This is a genomic window from Embleya sp. L77 (assembly GCF_055557415.1).
In genome coordinates this window covers 5,648,587-5,666,728 of sequence record NZ_CM145709.1, presented here as the reverse complement: position 1 = coordinate 5,666,728, position 18,142 = coordinate 5,648,587, and the positions used below count along the sequence as shown (strand labels likewise).

The following is an 18,142-nucleotide window of genomic DNA, read 5'->3' as shown; positions in this document are numbered from 1 at the left end:
GGACGGCAACAACCGCCAAGCACCCACCAAAAGCACAGCTACCTTCGGGCTCAACCAGGCCCGCTCCGCCTCCCCAAAGCGCCCACCCACTCACCTGAACCGCCCACCACGGCAAGCCAATCCACGCTCGACCCAACTCAGCCCAGCGGAAACAGACATGCGCCGAGGAAAGGCACAGATGCAGCCGAGGAACGGGCCAGGCGGGCGGGTTGGCCAGGCGGGCCGGCCAGACCCGAGGGGCGGGCCGGGCGACCTGGCCGGGGAGCGTCGTGGGCCGGTTGGGTAAGCCGGGCGGGCCGGGCGGGCCGGGCGGGCCGGGCGGGCCGGTTGGGCGAGCTGGATGCGGGCGGACGGATGCCAAGTTCGGGTCGGGACGTAGCCAATACGCGGCGGGCAGGGCGGCAGGCGGCAGGCGGCAGGCGGCAGGCGGCAGGCGGCAGGCGGCAGGCGGCAGGCGGCAGGCGGCAGGCGGCAGGCGGCAGGCGGCAGGCGGCAGGCGGCAGGCGGCAGGCGGCAGGACCATGCTCCCCGGGCCACGACTCGCAAGGGGAACGGAGCGAAGGCGTTGGCTAAAGCTTGCCGAGGTGAGCCGGCAGTACCAACTCATCTGAATCAGCCCACCGATGTCACGCCACTCGCAGCCCCATTCAGCCTCCGGCGCTCTATTTCTGCCGGACAGCGACCCGCGTGTGTCAATGCTCCGTGAAAGCTGACCCCCGAGGAGTACGGGAATGTTGGCCCGCTTCTGTATGCGGCCCCTGTGGGAACCGCTCGGGATAGTGCTAAGCCGTGAGTCTTGAACAGCTGCGCGGCCACTTCTACTGGCTGACGTCTATCGTCATTCGGACCGATTTGGAACTGGCTGCGTAGGTGAGACTTGACAGCACTTGTCGTCGGGTTCCGAGAGCGGACGATGATCAGGCGGCCGGAAAATGTTGTCGAGATCTGGCAGCACCGGCGTGTCGGCAGGCAGGCTTCCACGCTATGGCCGAGGAAACAGGTCCAGTGGGCACCGACGTGTCTGCGGTAGCTCTCTCCCGCAGAGCCAGGCCGGTGAGGCATGATCTCGAGCATGAGCGAACCGGAACTGGACCTGCTCTCACGGCTGTGGGAAGAGCACCTGCGCGCGCCGTTCCCACCCCATGTTCGCGGTCGGGAGTTTGAGCACGAAGACAGATTGTTCGACATGGTGTTGCTGGACGCGGACATCGCCGGCTGTGTCTCCTCGTCGCTTTCGGGCCCCCTTGATGAGCAGCGCCAGAGAATCTTGCTCGTGTGCCTCGCGGCCGTTGAGAAGGTCCTGCCGTCGATCGATGATGAGGCCGGCGCAATCGAGTACTACGAGCGCTTGCGGAAGATGGCCGCGTTGGCGGTCGGAATCGGGAACGCCAACGCCCGGTAGCGTCCGGTGGTGCGGGCAGTGGATCAGCCGGCGGCTTGCTGTTCGGCGCGGGCACGGGTGGTGGCGAGGCGGTAGGAGTCGGTACCGGTCTCGACGATGTTGCCGCCGAAGGTGAGGCGGTCGACGATGGCCGCGCAGAGCCGGGGGTCGGTAAAGGTCTTGGTCCAGGCTCCGAGCGATTCGTTCGAGGCGATGGCGACGCTGTTCTTCTCCTCCCGCTCGGTCAAAACCTGGAACAGCAACTCGGCGCCGCGGCGGTCGAGTTCCCTGTATCCGAGTTCGTCGGTCGCGAGAAGGTCAACGCGGCCGTAGCGGGCGATGGTCTTGGCGAGCTGCTTCTCGTCGGCGGCTTCAACGAGTTCGTTGACGAGCTTGGTGGCGAGTACGTACTTGACCCGGAAGCCGGCCATCGCGGCCTCGGTGCCCAGCGCGATCAGCAGGTCGGACTTGCCGGTCCCGGAGTCGCCGATCAGGCAGAGCGGAAGGCTCTTCTTGATCCACTCGCAGGTGGCGAGGGTGTGGATCATCGCGGGGTCGACGTTGGGGTTCGCGTCGAAGTCGAACTTGCGCAACGACTTGTCGCGGGGGAAGCCGGCGGCCCTGATGCGGCGCTCGGAACGGCGCCGGGCCCGGTCGTCGCCCTCGGACATCAGCAGTTCGGTGAGGAAACCGAGGTAGGACATCTGCTCGCGGGAGGCGGTCTCGGCGAGTTCGGGGAACTGGGCGCGGATGGTGGGCAGCCGTAGCATCCGGCAGGCCTGGTCGACGGCCGCATTGGCGGCCTGCTCGGTGAGTCCTCGTTTGGCGGGGGAAGGTCACGGCGCTCTCCTTCAGGTGGTGGGGCGGTCCGGCCGGCGGTGTCGCAGCAGCTGGTCGTAGTCGGCCACCGAGGGCAGCGGCCGGGTGTCGGGCGGCAGGTGGGCCAAGCGCCGCGCGGTCAGAGACGTCACCGTCGCGCGGCCGGCCGCGGGTGGTTCCGGCTCGGTCGGGTCCGCCGTGTCGGCCTCGGCTGCCTTGCGGGCCTCCAGCGCGACGGCGTCGGCGGTCAGGGCTCCGGCCTTCAGGGCGACCGCAAGGCCCGCGACCAGGTGCTCGTGGGGCAGGTGGCGGCTCAGCAGCAGGACCTCGATCAGGGCCCGGGTGCCGTCGCGTTCACCCCTTTGCGGGCGGCTGCCCACCAGGCGTCGTGGACCGGGGTGAACCTGCCTGCGGAGCCTGTTCGAGCGCGGTCGCCCCGGGCAGGGCACCGGGTTTGCGCACCAACGCCTCCAGGTAGTGGTCCAAGTCGAGGCGGGTGCCGCCCTTGGCAATCAGCCGCTCGTGACGTGCGACCTCCTCTCGTCCGTCGTGAACGACCACCTCGGAGGCGTGGAGCATGACGCGGACGGTGCGGCCGATCAGCCGCACCGGTACCGAGTAACGGTTCGTGCGGACGCTGATCAGGCTGTAACGGTCGACCCGCGGCGTGAACAACCGACCCGTCTCGAACTGCTCGTCCGGCAGCGGCGCCAGCAGCAATTGCTCGGCGGCGAAGTACTCGCCGATGGTGCGAGGCCGGGAGCGGATCCGGCGGGCGTCGTCCAGTTCGTCCCACCGCTCGATCATCGCGTTCAGCTCCGCCAGCGTCGCGACCTCCGGGACGGGAACGAGATGGTTGCGGCGGGACCAGCCGATCTGCCCCTCGACGCCGCCCTTCTCGTGGGCGCCGCCGATGCCCGGCCGACAGTAGAGAGCTTCCAGGCCGTGGTGTGAGCGGAACGCGGTCCACCGCCCGGCCTCCGCCCGCTGCCGGGAGAAACCCAAGACCTGGGCGACCGCGGCCCTGAGGTTGTCGTAGCGGACCTTCCCGGTCGGCACTCCGCCCAGCACGTTGAGAGCGTGGACGTGTCCCTCGAAGAACGCCTCCTATCCGGCTGAGGCGAAGATGCGGTGCACCGACTTGCCCGAGTAGGACAGCCGGAACGCGAACAGGTAACAGGTCATCGATTCGCCGGCCAGGTGCACCATCACGTCCCCGAAGTCGACCTCCGCCTCCGCGCCGGGCTTGTGGGTCTGCGGGATGAACGCGTCCGCCACTCCGCGGCCCGCTTGGAGCAGGCTCTCCCCACGGCGGTCGGCCACGTAGGCGCGGACCAAATGGTACGAGATCTCGTCGGCGCCGTGCTCGTCCACCAACCGGTCGAAGATCCGCTTCACCGTGTGGCGCTGCTTGCGCGGCGCATCCAGGTCCGCCCGCAGTATCCGGTCGATCAACGGCTTGAACGGGTCCAGCCGGGTCACCCTGGGCGGCAGTTTCTTCCGAGGCTCGGGCCACGCCGACGATAACGCCTTCTGCACGGTGCGGAACCCGACGCCGTACTTGCGCTCCAGCGCGCGGCTGGACAGGCCCGCGCGAGAATCGCGGCGGATCGCCGCGTACAGATCGACCTTGAACTTCGGCAGCACCCGGGCCCCCTCGTCGTGCAGAGCACAACCATGGTCCCGAGGCAAGCACTCAAGTGCTGTCAAAACTCAGCGACATCACCCTTCCGTGGCACACGGCACTGTCGCCGCCGAGCAACAGGCGCTGTCACAACTCACGTATAAAGCCACCACGCTCGCTGACGGATGCCATCCGCGGATCCCGACATGGTCGCACGCAACGTCGACGCCGACCGGATCGGTGCCAAACTCGTCGGCGACGTCACCTAAATCCCCAGGTGCAAAGGATTCCTCTACCTGGCCCACGGCCGTCGACTGCGACAGCAGTCCGTTGTCGGTTGGGCGACCATGGCCGACCACTTCAAGACCTCCCAATTCCGATCGAGGCAGCGACTAAACGTCCGAAGAGTTCGCGAGGGCGCTCGCCGGGCACGGAATGAGGCAATCCGTCGGCCATACCCGCGTCTGTGGAAACAACGCCATGGCAGAGTCGTTCTTCGGAACCGTCAAGAACGATGACTCCACCACTACGTCTTCACCACACACACAAAAGCACGCGGCAAAGTCGTCCGATACATCGAGGGCTTCTACAACCGCCGACGCCTCAACTCGGGAATCGGTCACCGCGCGTCCCATGAATTCCTGTGCCAAGAGCGGGAATTGAGACGCGCGACATAGAAAACGGATACCAAGCCGTTCGGAAAACGTAGGGCCCCTCAGCCCCGCCCCGCTGCCACTAACCTTTTCATGGCCTGCAATGGGGCTCCTGGCCTCCGGGCTCGGCATGACTTTCGTCCCCTGTCGAACGCATGACCCGGCCCGCGCAGGGCCGGACATCGCAGACCCGTGGGCCAGATACACCCGAAGGCCCCACGCATGGCCGAATGCCTCGCGAACGGCATCCCCGACGCCCCGACGAAGGCAGCGTCGTCGTCCCGGGCGCAACCACCTCGACACGGCCGTGCCCTCGTCCGTCCGCTCGCTCGCAACCGTCCACGAACAACGACGCGCCGTCGAGACACGGATCGGCCAGCCGTCGGACGCCCACCCTCCTCCGCAGGTCCCGACGTCGATGACCGGAGTCGGCATCAGGATCGCCGCCGCTGCCGTGCGGGCCACCGCGGGCTACGCCCCCTCGTTTCCGATGGCCGCCCACCCGGCCTCCCACGCCCGCCGGCCCCGGCGACGAAGTCCTCCGGGCCGGCCCCCTCCATCCACGGCGTACACGGCCCGGAACGGGAAACAAGCGGCTGAAACGCGCGCCCCCACCTCCCGCAGCAGCCACGACCGCAGCAGAACCCGCGACGGAACCCACGCTGACCCACCCGCGTTCGACGAAAGGCGTCGAGGCGCCCCCGCGGGTCGGCCCACCGACCCACCTCGCCCCGCCCCGCCCTCACCGCAGCGGCGATTCCACCCGGGTCACCGCGAGCGTACCTCGCGCCAACTCTGCCAGCGCGCACCAGTCTTGACCCGGTAGCCCGGTCCTGACCCGGGTCGCCGCCATCGACGGCCAACCCGCCTCCGCGCCGTGCAGGATGCCGGCGATCGAGCCCGTCACCGGCGCCGTCGTGTGGATGTCCCACCCTCCGCGCACGGCCAGGCCGATCTGCCGACACGGGTTGCCGTCGCCCCACAACAGCCCCGCCGCGACCAGGCAGGCATTGCCCAGCGCGTCCCGCCGGGAGCCGGTCCCGTACCGCTGATGCACCTCGGCAGCCGCCTGCTCCCAGGTCCGACCACGGGTATGGGCGACCAAGACTCCCTGAATCGCCCGCGACAACCGTGAGTCGACGGGCACATGCCGTAACGAGACCCCGACCGCCTGCGCCGCATCCCGCGCCGTGAACGCCGCCGCCGCAAGCGCAGCGCTCCACATCGCCGCGTGCAGCCCCTCCCCCACATGCGATACAACCGCGTCCTTGCGTGCCAACCGAGCCGCGCGCCTGGGATCACCCGGTGCCACGTAGCCGTACAAATCCGCACGCGCCATCGCCTCGTCGGTCCCGCCGTGCGCGGTTGCGTGGGATGCCGTCGCCGGCGGCAGCGCGCCACGCAACAGGGCCTGGTACGCAGCCTGTTCTGCCGCGCGCTGCCGCAGGAACGGCAGGGTCAGCAGCCACAAGGCCCCCACCTGCGCACTGCTGAAGCCCGGTCCGTACAGCTCCAACACCCGCAAGCTCAGCACCGAGCGATCCACCGCATCGCTGCGGTCCTCCACCCGGGCGGCATCCGGCACTCCCGACCCATCCGGAATGCGGGCCGCCTCATAGGCGCCCAGGCAACGACCTATCCAGCCCCCGTGAATGCGATCCAGCAACGCCGCCACGGGCGGCGGCGGGTCGATCGCACCGGCCGGCGGAAGTCCGTCATCCACAAGCCGATCGACGGCGTCACCACGATCGCCGCTTCCCGAGCCGCCCCGACTCACGCAGTCCCGACTCATGCCATCCCGAGCCGGAACATCCCGAGCGGGAACATCGCGAGCCAACGCATTGCGAGCCAACGCATCGCGCCCCAACGCATCGCGGGCCGAACGACCCTGAGTCGGGCGACGATCCCCGGTCGGACCGTCCGCCGACAAGCCGTCTCGTCCCGGATCGTCTCGCCCAGGGCGCCCAGGGCGCCCAGTTCGCCCAGTTCGCCCGGCCCGCCCAGCGCGCCCGCGGCCAAGGTCGTCACGCTCCGCGTGCTCTCGCCCCTGACGATCCCGGCTCAACTCGTCTCGCCCCCAACGGCCTTGCCCAAGCCGATCTTCAACAAGGCGCCCTTCGTCAGGGCGTCGTTCGTCAAGGCGCGCTTCATCATGACGCCGTTCATCAGGAAGCCGTTCATCAAGGCGATCTCGACCCAGACGGCCTCGCTCCAGGTACGCCTTGCCCAGAAGGTCTCGCTCCAGCCCGTCTCGCTCCAGCCCCTCTCGGCCCCGACCGTCTCGGCCTCGGCCATCCTCCGCCCGCTGACCTTGGACCTGGTCATTCCGGCCGCCGTCCCCGCCCGTTCGGCCGCCATCCGCCACGAACTCGCGGCCGCCACCGCCACCGACCGAATCATCTTCCGTCGGACGATCGGGCGACCCCAGACCACTTCGGCGTCCATCGACCGTTGCCGGGCCGATGCCCTCGCCCACGCCGATGCCCGCAACGCCCGCATCATCCTGCGCCCGACGATCGCGCTGCCGATCACCTCGATCGGCATCACCCGAAGCCGGCACCCGATCGCCGGCCAAATCATCGTGCCTCAGCGGGATTTGCGCTCGACGTTCCCCACTCGGACGATCACCGCGCCCCGAGTCGCACCCCGGGCCCCCACCGGACCGGTCGTCGCCCGCCCGATCGCGGCCGGCGAGATCGCCCTCCCTGAGATCATCGCTCGTCGGATCACCTTTCCTCGGATGATCCGAGTCGCCGCGCCCACCCTCGTCGCCCTCGCCACCGCCCCGCCCACGGTCGACTCGCCTTCGGCGCCCCGAACCCGAGTTGTCCGATTCCCGACCGTCCCGAGCCGCCTCCACCACGTGCGTCACCGCTCCTTCGCCGACCGACTCCGCCCCTGAACCGACATCCGCCCCGCCACCTGCGCCCGACCCGTACCCGGCATCCGCCCCGCGGCCCGCATCCGGACCAGCCGACCCGACCGGGCCACCCGACCCGACCGGCCACCCGCCCGGCCGAGCCACGCCATCCGACCCAGCCGGCCCGCCAACCGCGCTCCCGTCGTCCCCGTCATCCCCGTCGCCCCCGACCACCCACGCCGCCGCGCCGCCCTCCGCAGCCCGCGTCGCCGACCCGCCCCGCCTCCCCCGCCGAATACGATCCTGCTCCCGGCCCCGATCACGCCCCGGCAACTCGACCTGCACCGGCACCTGCACCGGCACCTGCGACGCCGACGCCTGCGTCCGTATCCGCGCCTGCAACTGCCCCTCCACCTGCGCCTGTCCGGTGATGTGCCCGTCCTGCGCCTTCTGCGAATCGTGCCGCACGTAGTCCTCCCGACCGGGTGGGCAGGCCGGCACCGGCCGGCGGGCGACGCTGCCCGGGACGTTGGCGGGTTCGACACCCGGAACCCGATCGCGGCTCCAGGTGACGAAGACTCCGGGTGACGAAGCCCGCTCGTACCGCATCATGCTCCGGCCGGTTCGAGAAAGGCCAGACGCCCGAGACAGTCGATTCGACCGAAATGTGACGCCCTATCACATGCCCTGCGCAGGCTACGGAACCGCCCCGGTCCGGGCTATTGGCAAGCCTTGACGAAGTTCAGACACAACCCGCTGAAATTCGTCACGACCCAGGGGGTTCGCTGGCGCCGCGAATCGCGTACCTTATCGGCCATGACCTCGGCTCGCGCCTATGACGGCGGCATCTACTCGCCGTATTCGGAGACCCCGATCTACGACCGGCTCGTGGCTGAACGGGGTCGCCCGGAGATCGGCCCCTTCAACCTCCCTGTGCCGGACTTCGCCATGCACCCGCTCTTCGGCGAACGACCGGCGCTCCCGGCCCTTCCCGCCCTGCCGTCCTCGTACTCGTCGCCCGCCCCGGCGTACGGGTCCAGCTACGGCTCGGCCGCCCCGGGCTACGGCTACAACGCGCCTGCCCCGATGCAGTCGTTGCCCGCCCCGCTGCCGGTTCCGGCGCAGTACGGCGGTGGCTCCCCGCAGCAGGGCGGCCAGTACAACAACGCGCACATGTCCGGGTATGCGTCGATGGCCCCGGCCGCGCCGCAGGCACCCCAGCAGGCCGTGCACCAGGTGTCGCAGCCCGGCGCCGGGCAGTACGCCGCGCAGTACGTACAGCCGCCCCAGGTACCGACACCGCGTGTGCCGAACATGGGCGAGCCGGGCCAGTTCCCGCCTCGCTACTGACCTCGCTCCGCCCGTACGCCACGCATCACGCCACGCGCACGGGTCCCATCGCGAGCCGTACCACCCGCACACCGTGCGGCACCGTCCCCGGCGGGGAGGCGTCGTACCGATCCCCCGTCGGCTTCCCCTGGCCGGCGTGAAACAGTGAAGACATGCACCACCTCGCCTCCTTGCACGTGTATCCGATCAAGTCCGCACGCGGTATCGACCTCTCCGAGGCCGTGGTCGAACCGTGGGGCCTTGCCGGCGACCGGCGTTGGATGCTCGTGGACGAGGCCGGACGGTTCCTCAGCCAGCGCAAGCAGCCGCTGCTGGCGACCGTGACGGTACGTCAAGAGGCGGACGGCCGACTGGCCGTGTCCACGCCCTCGATGGACGACCTGCGGATCGAACCGACTGCCGAGCTCCGGCTCGTCCCGGTGACCGTCTGGAACGACGAATTCGAGGCCGCCCTGGGCCCGGACGACGCGCACACCTGGTTCGGGAAGATGCTGGGCTTCGACGTCCGACTGGTACATCTCGACGACCCGACCCGACGAACGCCCGATCAGCGGTACGCGGATGCGTCCGATCGGGTGAGTTTCGCGGACGGATTCCCGCTGTTGCTGACGACGACGGGTTCACTCGAAGCGTTGAACGCCGTAATGGATTCTCCGCTGCCGATGAACCGGTTCCGCCCCAACGTCGTCATCGACGAGCCCGAGGGCTGGGCCGAGGACCGCTGGCGCCGAGTCCGTATCGGCGACGTCATCTTCCGCGTCGTCAAGCCGTGTTCGCGCTGCGTGATCACCACGACCGACCAACGCACCGGCGAACGAGGCCCCGAGCCGCTTCGAGCCCTCGGAAAGCACCGCCGGTTCGGCAAGAAGCTGATCTTCGGCCAAAACCTGATCCCCGAACTCCCCCCGACCGGCACGGGCATCCTCCGGGTAGGCGACCCCTTCGAGGTCCTCGAAACCGCCTGATCGGCCGACGGCACCCGATCGGCAACCGCGCCCGATCGGCCCGACCCCACCGATCGACCGACGCCACCAACCCAGCCGATTCCCGGGCCGGTTCCGCCGTGGCGATATGCAACAGGCCGAGTTCCGCCGCCGTCCGATCAGCGGACGCACGAAGGCATCGGTGACATCGCGCCATCCACCCGACGAAACGCGGCACAACCGCACGTTGGGCCAGGGCCGCTCCGTCGCGTCACGAAGCCACCGGCAGGGGCGGGCCGTTCGACGCTCTCGGGCCGCCGCAACCGTACGACGGGCCGAACGGCGGCGTCGCGCCCATCTGCGGGGCGGCCCAGTCAGGAATGCCAACCGGAAGGCCGTACCGCCGGCAGCTGCGCCCGCACCCGAAGCCGCCCACGCCACGGGGCCATTCGCCGAGGTCGGGACGGGCCCTTCGACAAGGTCGGGCCGGGCCCGCCACACCGCGGGACGCCCTACGCTCAGCGCGGTGAACTGCGGCGGCCCTATCCCGTGCGCCGCCGCTCACCCACACCCAGACGTCGCGCCCGATCCCGAACCGCCGTACCTGCACCCGGCGCTCGTCCGCGCGGCACATACCGGGCCTGCATCGCGACGAAACCCGCGTGCGGCTCTGTCGTCGGACAGATGGACCTGCGGTGGGTGAGCAGACCTTGGGCATCCCGGACGCGGGCCGGTGGGCGACGGGCGCACCGGTGCCTGGGCCGGCGGGAAATACGGATGCCAGGCGCGCTCCGCGCCCACGAGAAGGCGGCCGGCACGCAACCGGCGGACAACGAAGGCGCGGGCCGAGAAACGGGAGGCAATCGCGTCGCACCAGATCGAGTGGGCACCTCACCGAGCGGCGGATCGCAGCCATCAGTAGACAGCAGCCAGCCAACGAACCGGCCGACGGCCGAACGAGCGGCAGTCGAACGAACCGGGAGACCGCCAAACAAGCGGCAAGTCGAATTCGAGTACCCGACCTGACGAAGTGGCATCGGGCCAGGCATTGGCCGCCCGACCGGCATGGGCTTTGAGTACACGGACACCCGGCCGACGTACCGACATTGACCTGCCAACGGGGGCGCACCGGACAATCGCGGGCCCGTGAGTCCGCGTGCGCAGCCCGCAGTCGGGTCCGGGTCCAGGTCCGACCCGAACCCGAGTCCAGCGTCGGCGTCAGCGTCAGCGTCAGCGTACGGTCGCCTGGTCTCGTGCCCGTACGCCACAAGAGCGTGCCGCGTGGGCCGCTTGGCGCAGGGGGCGTCACTCACGTGGGTGATACGTCCCGCGCGCCCCGATCCGGTACCGCTCGGCGCCCGGCACGCTGATGCCCCCACTACCTCGGACCGTCCGGCACGTTCCTGCCGGGTGAGGGGCAACGACACCATGGCTACCGTCACCTTCGACCGGGCCACCCGCCGATACACCAAGGGCGACAAGCCCGCCGTCGACGAGCTCTCGCTCGAAATCGGGGACGGGGAATTCCTCGTCCTGGTCGGCCCGTCCGGCTCCGGCAAGAGCACTGCTCTGCGCATGCTCGCGGGCTTGGAGGACGTGAATTCCGGCGCGATCCGCATCGGTGACCGCGACGTCACGAACCTCGAACCCAAAGAACGCGACATCGCGATGGTGTTCCAGAACTACGCGCTCTATCCGCACATGACGGTGGCCGAGAACATGGCCTTCGCGCTCAAGATCGCACACCAATCGAAGGACGAGATCACCCGTCGAGTCATCGAGGCAGCGAAGATCCTCGACCTGACCGAATACCTCGATCGCAAACCGAAGGCCCTCTCCGGCGGCCAGCGCCAGCGCGTCGCGATGGGTCGTGCGATCGTCCGCGAACCCCGCGTATTCCTGATGGACGAGCCGCTGTCCAACCTCGACGCCAAGCTCCGGGTTCAGACCCGCATCCAAATCGCCGGACTGCAAAGGCGGTTGGGGACGACGACCGTCTACGTGACGCACGATCAGGTCGAGGCGATGACCATGGGCGATCGCGTCGCCGTACTCAAGGACGGCATCCTCCAGCAGGTCGCCACTCCGCGCCAGATGTACGAGCGGCCCATCAACGTATTCGTCGCCGGCTTCATCGGCTCGCCCTCGATGAACCTGATCGACACGGACCTGACCGAGGACGGCATCCGCTTCGGCGACGTCCTGGTCCCACTCACCCGCGAGGCGCACGCGACCGCCCGGGCGCAGAACGCGGACCGAATCACCGTGGGCGTCCGCCCCGAGCATCTGGAGGTTGCGTCCGGTACGGAGGCGCGCGGACTCGCCATCACGGTGGACGTGGTCGAGGAACTCGGCTCCGACGCCTACGTATACGGCACCGCCACCCAGGTCGGGGATACCCCGATCACCCTGGTCGTCCGCGTCCCCGGTGACCGTGTCCCACGCAAGGGCGACACCCTGTACCTCACCCCACGCCCCGACGAGATCCACAAGTTCTCGACGTCCACCGGCGAACGCCTGGCCGACTGACGACCCGACGCTCCCAGCCCGGCCCCTGCGCCCCCCACCAGCGCCCGAGCACCCACGTCCTCACCCACCCGCCGAGGCAACCTCGCGGCTCCGACGCCCACACCGCAGCCCCGGCAGCGTGCCAAACCGAGAGCAGTGCTCTCGCGCGAACTTCGGCCCTGGCGCGGTACCGACCCAACCCGATTCCGAACTCGACCCCGACCCAATCTCAAACCGGACTGCCTCAGCCCGGCTCACCCGGGCCGCCGGGACCGCCCGGCCTTCCTGGCCTGCTCCGAAACCGCCCAGGCCGTCCCACCCCAACGAGAGCACTACTCTCCCTCACTTCACGACACCACAACCAAACGTCCAAATAACCAACCACCAGGCAACGCCACAACGCGGCGCTCCCGGACGACGAGAGCACTGCTCTCGTGCCTCCCCCAGGCAATCAAAATCCGACCCAAATTCCGAGAGCAGTGCTCTCGCTTTCGGCCGTAAGTAGCGCCCAGGCGGCCCCTGCCCGCGAGAGCACGGATTCGAGCCTCGCGGGCGAACGGCGCACCTGCACAACGCCGAACCGCGCACCATCTCGACAGCCGGCGGGCACCCACGCAACCGCGTGACCGCGCAACCGGCCCGATCAGGGCACCTGGAGCGCGGCCCCGTAGCAAGGCCGGCCACGTCCGACCACGGCAACCGGTTCGGCGATCGCCCGATCGGCGGGTGGGAACCGGGACTCGGCATCCTGCCCACTCCCCGGGCCGGCCACTCAGGACAATCGCGCCGGCCGGACCTCCCCCGCCCCAACGCAGTGTCGGCTGTCCCACCGGAGCACGACAAGCCGAGTCCCGCTCATGCCCAACAGCCGCCGGTGGGCAAGGTCCAGGCGCGGCGTCGGCGCGCCAAGGAGCGACACCCTCCCGAGCCCGCCGCAGGGACTCGTCCCGAACCGAATCGGGGCCTGCCGCCCTCCAAGTCTTGGCCGAAGCCGCGTCCGAGCCGTCGCTTCAGGCGGCCGCCTCGGACGCGGCGTCAGAGCCCCGGCTCAGTTCATCGCCTCCCGCATTGCCTGCTGAAGGTGGGTGGTTCGCCGACGGGTCGGGTCGGCGGCCACTGCGGCGGCAAGGGCCGGGCCTGCCGCGTGGACGATCGAGACATGGTGTGCACCTCGGGTGATCAGCGTGTACACGAGGGCTCGGGTGTAGGCGTCGGCGCCTTCGGACGGGAGTACGACCACCGCTCCCGGGCGGCGGACGCCCAGCGATTGACGGGCCGTCAAGGCCCAGCCGTGGCGCAAGTCGGTCCGGTGGATCGCTTCGGGAGCAGCGGCGCCGAACGCCACCACAACTCGGCCGTCCGAGAGCACATCGCGAACAACGCCTTGAACCACACCGCTACTTGGGTCGGGCGTGGCCCGAATGACGCAGTCGCCGACGTCGATCGCTCCGACTGCGCCCTGGTCCTGACGAGCCGAACTCCCAGCCCCGGCGCCGGATTCAGGGCTCGGATTGAGCCTTGCCTTGAGCACGGCGTTCAGTGCGGTCGCGCCGGCGGGGCCGGTTGCGAGCGGAGCGACCACGAGTACGTCCCGCGCCGCGATGCCGATCGCACGCGGAATCGAGTCGCAGACCAACTGCGCACACCGGTGGGCAGCCTCCTCTCCGGTGCGGACCGGGATCAGTACCGCGCGGCGCTCCGGATCCTGGATCGGAGGCAGACGACCGTCGCGAATCCCGTCGGCAAGTGCCTCCAGCGGACCTTCGGGGACGGTCGGAGCGACCAGGGCGCGGATCGTACCGGTCGCCGCGAGATCGGTGAACACCCGTCCCGGCCCGGTCGATTCGAGCCCCGCCGGATCGCCGGCGAGGAGAAGCCTGGCGCCGTCCGGTACCGCTTCGAAGATCGCGGCGGCGGCAGTGACGTCGAGGAGCGTTGCGTCGGTGACCACGAGGAGGTCGAGTTCGAGGGTGCCGTCCGGGCCGCGCTCCATCGCGGCGAGTTCCCGGAGTCCGATCGTGCCCGCGCCGAGCCGGTCCCGGCCGTCGATGGTCGGTGCGACGACGGCTACGCGCAGGCCGGCCTCCCGGGCGTGCGCGGCGACGTTCAGGACTGCGGTCGGGGGTTCCTCGCCGGGGCCCGCCGCGTACAGCAGAACTCCGTTCGTGCCCAGCGCACGGTCGAGCTTGGTGTCGCCGATCTCCGGCCATGGTTCGACCGTCGACAGCAGCCGGACGACCGCTTCGGCGATGGCCTCCTCGGCGAGGGCGTAGTCGTCCAGGGCGAGCAGGACACCCCCGACGGCCGCGAGTTCGTCGGGTTCTTCGAAGTCGCCCTCGAAGTCTTCCTCGAAATCCGACTCGAAGTCGTGATCGGATTCCCCGAGTTCGTCGATGTCGTCGATGCTGTCGCCCGGTCCGGGCGGGGCAGCGGCGAAGGCCATCACGCGGCCCTCGGCGAGTATGGCCCGAAGCGCCGTGTCCGGGTCGCTCACCTCGAAATGCGCGAGCGCGGCTCGCGCGGCATCGGCCTCGATCGCGGTATCGCCCTGCCGGGCGGCCCGTCGCAGCAACCACAACACGATCGCGCGCACACGACGGGGGTCGTCGGCGGCCCAGTGGGCGCCGAGGGCTCCGCGGGCGAGCAGGTCGGCCTGTTGGGGGGCGATTCCCGGTACTGCGAGTAGTGCCCAGGGGTCTGCCGCCAACAGTTCTGCGGCCTCGCTACCCAGGGCAGTGGCCACCTGCGGGGCCATGCGCTCGGGGGCGCCTGCGGCGGTCAGGAGCCGGGCGACATCCGCGACCACGTCGGCGAAGGGTCGCCGGGCCTGGTCGGTCGGAGTGGCCGGCGCCGCTGCGGGCGGCGTGGCGTCTGCCCGTGAGGGTCCCATGCCGGGGCCCACCCAATTGCTGCCGGCAGTCCCACCGTCGCCCCGCGGCGAACTCCGCCGGGCAGCGCCGCTGTCCGAGGCTGGGCCGACATGCGCTTGCGCCCAACCCGCTCGTTGCCACCGCTCTCCATCGAGAGCACCGCTCTCCTCACCCGAGCCGGCCCCACCACCGAAATGACGCCCACCGACGAGAGCACCGCTCTCGCGATCCCGAAGCGAGGACGCACCCGCGTCGTTCGAGTCGGCACGAGCACCGCTCTCGCCTGCCGAGCCTTCCGACATCGACCGACCGCCCGCCGATACACCGAGAGCACTGCTCTCGGCACTCGACCCCGACGACACAACCGCGCTACCCCGCTCCGCGAGAGCAGTGCTCTCGACATGCCGCTGCTGCGAAGACGCACCCACACCGATCGAATCACCGCGAGCACCGCTCTCGCTTACCGAGCCTTCCGACATCGACCGGCCGTCCGCCGACACACCGAGAGCACTGCTCCCGGCACTCGACCCCGACGACACAACCGCGCTACCCCGCTCCGCGAGAGCAGTGCTCTCGACATGCCGCTGCTCCGCGAGAGCAGTGCTCTCGCGATCCCGTTGCTGCGCGCTGCCACTAGTCACCGGACCAGCGAGAGCACTGCTCTCGGCATCCTGATTCGGCATCGCCTCGGGTTCGGCCTCGCCGACCGCGGCTGGCGTTGGGTGGATGACCTCCCGAGCATCGAGAGCAGTGCTCTCGATGTCCGGATTTGGCACTCCGGGCGATTGGGTGTCGCCCGCCGAGGTGGCGGCTGGGCTCGCGACGTCCGTAGCGGCGAGAGCACTGCTCTCGGCGTCCGCGCTTGTCACCGCAGCTGACGCATCATCTGCTCCCGTAGCCAACATCCGGCCTGCTTCGCCCAACCCGGTGAGAGCAGTGCTCTCGGTGTCCGGGTTCTGCGGTGCGATGGATTCATCGTCGGCAGTGGCAGATGACGTTGAGCGCGTCGGGTCCTGACTACGGAGAGCAGTGCTCTCGGCTTCCGGGGCAGGCGGCGGGTTCGATGCCTCATCCGCACCGGCGACCGGCATCGGGCTCGCGACCTTCGAAACGGCGAGAGCAGTGCTCTCGGGGTCCGGATTTGGTGCCGCCGCCGAATCTGCCTCGCTGGTCGTTGCCGATGTCGGGGTCCCGTTGGCCGACGTGGCGAGAGCAGTGCTCTCGGCGCTCGGGTTCGAGGTTGACGCGACTTCGGCGGGCGCGGACGTAGACGGCGTCGGGCCCGCATCGCCCGGGGTGGCGAGAGCGGTGCTCTCGCTGCTCGGAGTCGGGGCGGCGAACGACGCGGCGGCGGGCGGAGGCGTAGACGGCGTCGGGCCCGCATCGCCCGGGGTGGCGAGAGCGGTGCTCTCGCTGCTCGGAGTCGGGGCGGCGAACGACGCGGCGGCGGGCGGAGGCGTAGACGGCGTCGGGTCGGTGTCACCCGACGTGGCGAGAGCGGTGCTCTCGTTGTCTGAGCTGGGTGGGAGTTCGATGTCGCGAACCGATCGTGGGGCCAGAGCGGTGCTCTCCTCGTCGGGCTCCGACCGGCTGGTGACCGAGGGCTTTGGTTCTTGGCCGGTCTCCGCGCTGGTGGCGGCTTCGGCGGCAAGGGCTGCCGCCTTTGCGGCCTCGGCGGCCTCGGCAGCCAGTGCGGTACGTCGGCGGGCACGCTCGGCGCCGTCCGACTGAGGGGTGTCGATATGGGCAACGCCGCCGACGACTGTTGGCGCTTCGCCACGCGCCAACCTTGCGAGTTGGTCGCGCAGGAGGGCCACCGGGTCAGGCTTCGTTCGGCTATCGGAGGTCCTAGTCGGGCCTGCCTGCGCGATCGAGGAGGCGGGCTCGATGGTCTTTGGTGTCGCCGTGGCCGCGGACCGGTCCTCGCGATCCTTCGGCCCGGCCTCGACGCGGGCCTCGGCCGGCTCGCCGGAACGACCCTCGCGGTCCTCGCGACCTACGTCGGGTCCGGTCTTGGCCGCGGCCCCGGAACGACCCCCGCGATCCTTGTGCTCCTCGTGTGCAACGCCGGCATCGGCGTTGGCGTTGGCGTTGGCGTCGGCCGGCGCCCCGAGACGACCCTTACCGTCCTCGCGGCCGCCGTCCATCCCGGCCTCGGCCGCAGCCCCGGAACTGCCTGCGCGATCTTTGTGGTCCTCGCGCCCAACGTCGACCCCGGTATCGGCCGGCGCCCCGAAACGGCCCTCGCCGTCCTCGCGACCACCGTCCATTGCGGCGTCGGCCCCGGAACGGTCCTCGCGGTCCTTGCGGTCCCCGCGCCCGACATCGGCGTGGGCATCGGCGTCGGCCGGCGGGCCGAAACGGTCCTCACCGTCCGCGCGACCGGCCTCGACTTGTCCCTTGCCTGACACTCCGGAACGGTCCGCATCGTCCTTGCCCTCGGGCTTGACTCGGCCCTCGGCTGACGCCCCGAAACGACCCTCGCCGTCCTGGCGTCCGGGCTTGACTCGACCCTCGGCTGACGCCCCGGATTGGCCCTCACCGTCGCCGGGCCCGGGCTCGACTCGATCCTCGCTAGGAGCCTCGGACTGGGACGCGAGTCGATCCTGGGGCGCGCCTTCCTCGCCGTCGGCCAAGTCGTCGCCGTTCATGCCGACACCATCCGCTCCACCTGCACCGCCCGTACCATTCGCACCCTTACCATCCGCATCACTCACGTCACCCACATTGTTCGCACCACCCACACTGCCCGTACTACTGGTATCACCCGCGCTGCTTCGCACTTCTCGCCCCGCTCACCCCGCCTGCACCCTTCACACCGCCCGCTGCGTCCACTCGACTCGCGCCGCCGGCATCAGCCACACCACCGCCTGCTCCACCGGCATCACGTACTCCATCCGCACCGCAACGTCGCGACTTCAGCCGGGTCGACCTGCCCACCACGCCCCACCAGGGTCGCCCCACTCGCCGACCCACGCCCGCGACGCCACGCCGCGCCGGCTCACTCCGGCTCACTCGCCCAACCTGCGCCGCGAACCCGCCGCCCCCAAGGTCTACCGACTCGCCAACCCGCCTCGCGACGCGGCGCCCAGGCCGGACCACTCACCGCGCCGCGGCCGCCTCCTCGAAACCGCCTCCCGACCAGAGCCGACCC

The 18,142-nt window shown here is 70.1% G+C and carries 8 protein-coding genes and 2 pseudogenes; 5 read left to right on the top strand and 5 right to left on the bottom strand.

Going from position 1 to position 18,142, the window contains the following annotated elements:
• Positions 1–1,072: 1,072 nt before the first annotated feature.
• Positions 1,073–1,402, top strand: coding sequence for a hypothetical protein (locus tag ACZOOI_RS24225; protein ID WP_465277788.1), 330 nt, complete (start codon positions 1,073–1,075; stop codon positions 1,400–1,402).
• A gap of 23 nt (positions 1,403–1,425) precedes the next feature.
• Here the strand turns inward: ACZOOI_RS24225 and istB are convergent.
• The 4 genes and pseudogenes from istB to ACZOOI_RS24205 form a co-directional block, all read right to left on the bottom strand.
• Positions 1,426–2,211: pseudogene (istB, locus tag ACZOOI_RS24220) on the bottom strand (IS21-like element helper ATPase IstB); the annotation flags it as partial.
• Positions 2,212–2,232: 21 nt separating this feature from the next.
• Positions 2,233–3,847, bottom strand: a pseudogene (gene istA / locus ACZOOI_RS24215) (IS21 family transposase).
• A gap of 1,372 nt (positions 3,848–5,219) precedes the next feature.
• Positions 5,220–6,254, bottom strand: a complete 1,035-nt coding sequence (locus tag ACZOOI_RS24210) for an ADP-ribosylglycohydrolase family protein (protein ID WP_465277787.1) — start codon at positions 6,252–6,254, stop codon at positions 5,220–5,222.
• Positions 6,255–6,265: 11 nt separating this feature from the next.
• A complete protein-coding gene (locus ACZOOI_RS24205) occupies positions 6,266–6,505 on the bottom strand; it encodes a hypothetical protein (RefSeq protein WP_465277786.1) in 240 nt (79 codons plus the stop codon).
• A 7-nt stretch (positions 6,506–6,512) separates the two neighbouring features.
• On the opposite strand from ACZOOI_RS24205, the gene ACZOOI_RS24200 reads away from it, so the two are divergent.
• The 4 genes from ACZOOI_RS24200 to ACZOOI_RS24185 all read left to right on the top strand — a co-directional run bounded on the left by ACZOOI_RS24200 (position 6,513) and on the right by ACZOOI_RS24185 (position 12,139).
• Positions 6,513–7,379 (top strand): hypothetical protein, encoded by an 867-nt coding sequence (locus tag ACZOOI_RS24200; RefSeq protein WP_465277785.1) that lies wholly within the window; start codon positions 6,513–6,515, stop codon positions 7,377–7,379.
• Between the two features lie 774 nt (positions 7,380–8,153).
• Positions 8,154–8,687, top strand: a complete 534-nt coding sequence (locus ACZOOI_RS24195; RefSeq protein ID WP_465277784.1) for a DUF6643 family protein — start codon at positions 8,154–8,156, stop codon at positions 8,685–8,687.
• A gap of 152 nt (positions 8,688–8,839) precedes the next feature.
• On the top strand, positions 8,840–9,652 hold the full coding sequence (locus tag ACZOOI_RS24190) for an MOSC domain-containing protein (RefSeq protein ID WP_465277783.1): 813 nt from the start codon (positions 8,840–8,842) through the stop codon (positions 9,650–9,652).
• Between the two features lie 1,386 nt (positions 9,653–11,038).
• Complete coding sequence (locus tag ACZOOI_RS24185; RefSeq protein ID WP_465277782.1) at positions 11,039–12,139, top strand: ABC transporter ATP-binding protein; 1,101 nt, start codon at positions 11,039–11,041, stop codon at positions 12,137–12,139.
• Between the two features lie 1,027 nt (positions 12,140–13,166).
• Here ACZOOI_RS24185 and ACZOOI_RS24180 read toward each other — a convergent pair.
• Positions 13,167–17,639, bottom strand: coding sequence for a helix-hairpin-helix domain-containing protein (locus ACZOOI_RS24180; protein ID WP_465277781.1), 4,473 nt, complete (start codon positions 17,637–17,639; stop codon positions 13,167–13,169).
• Between the last annotated feature and the right edge of the window lie 503 nt (positions 17,640–18,142).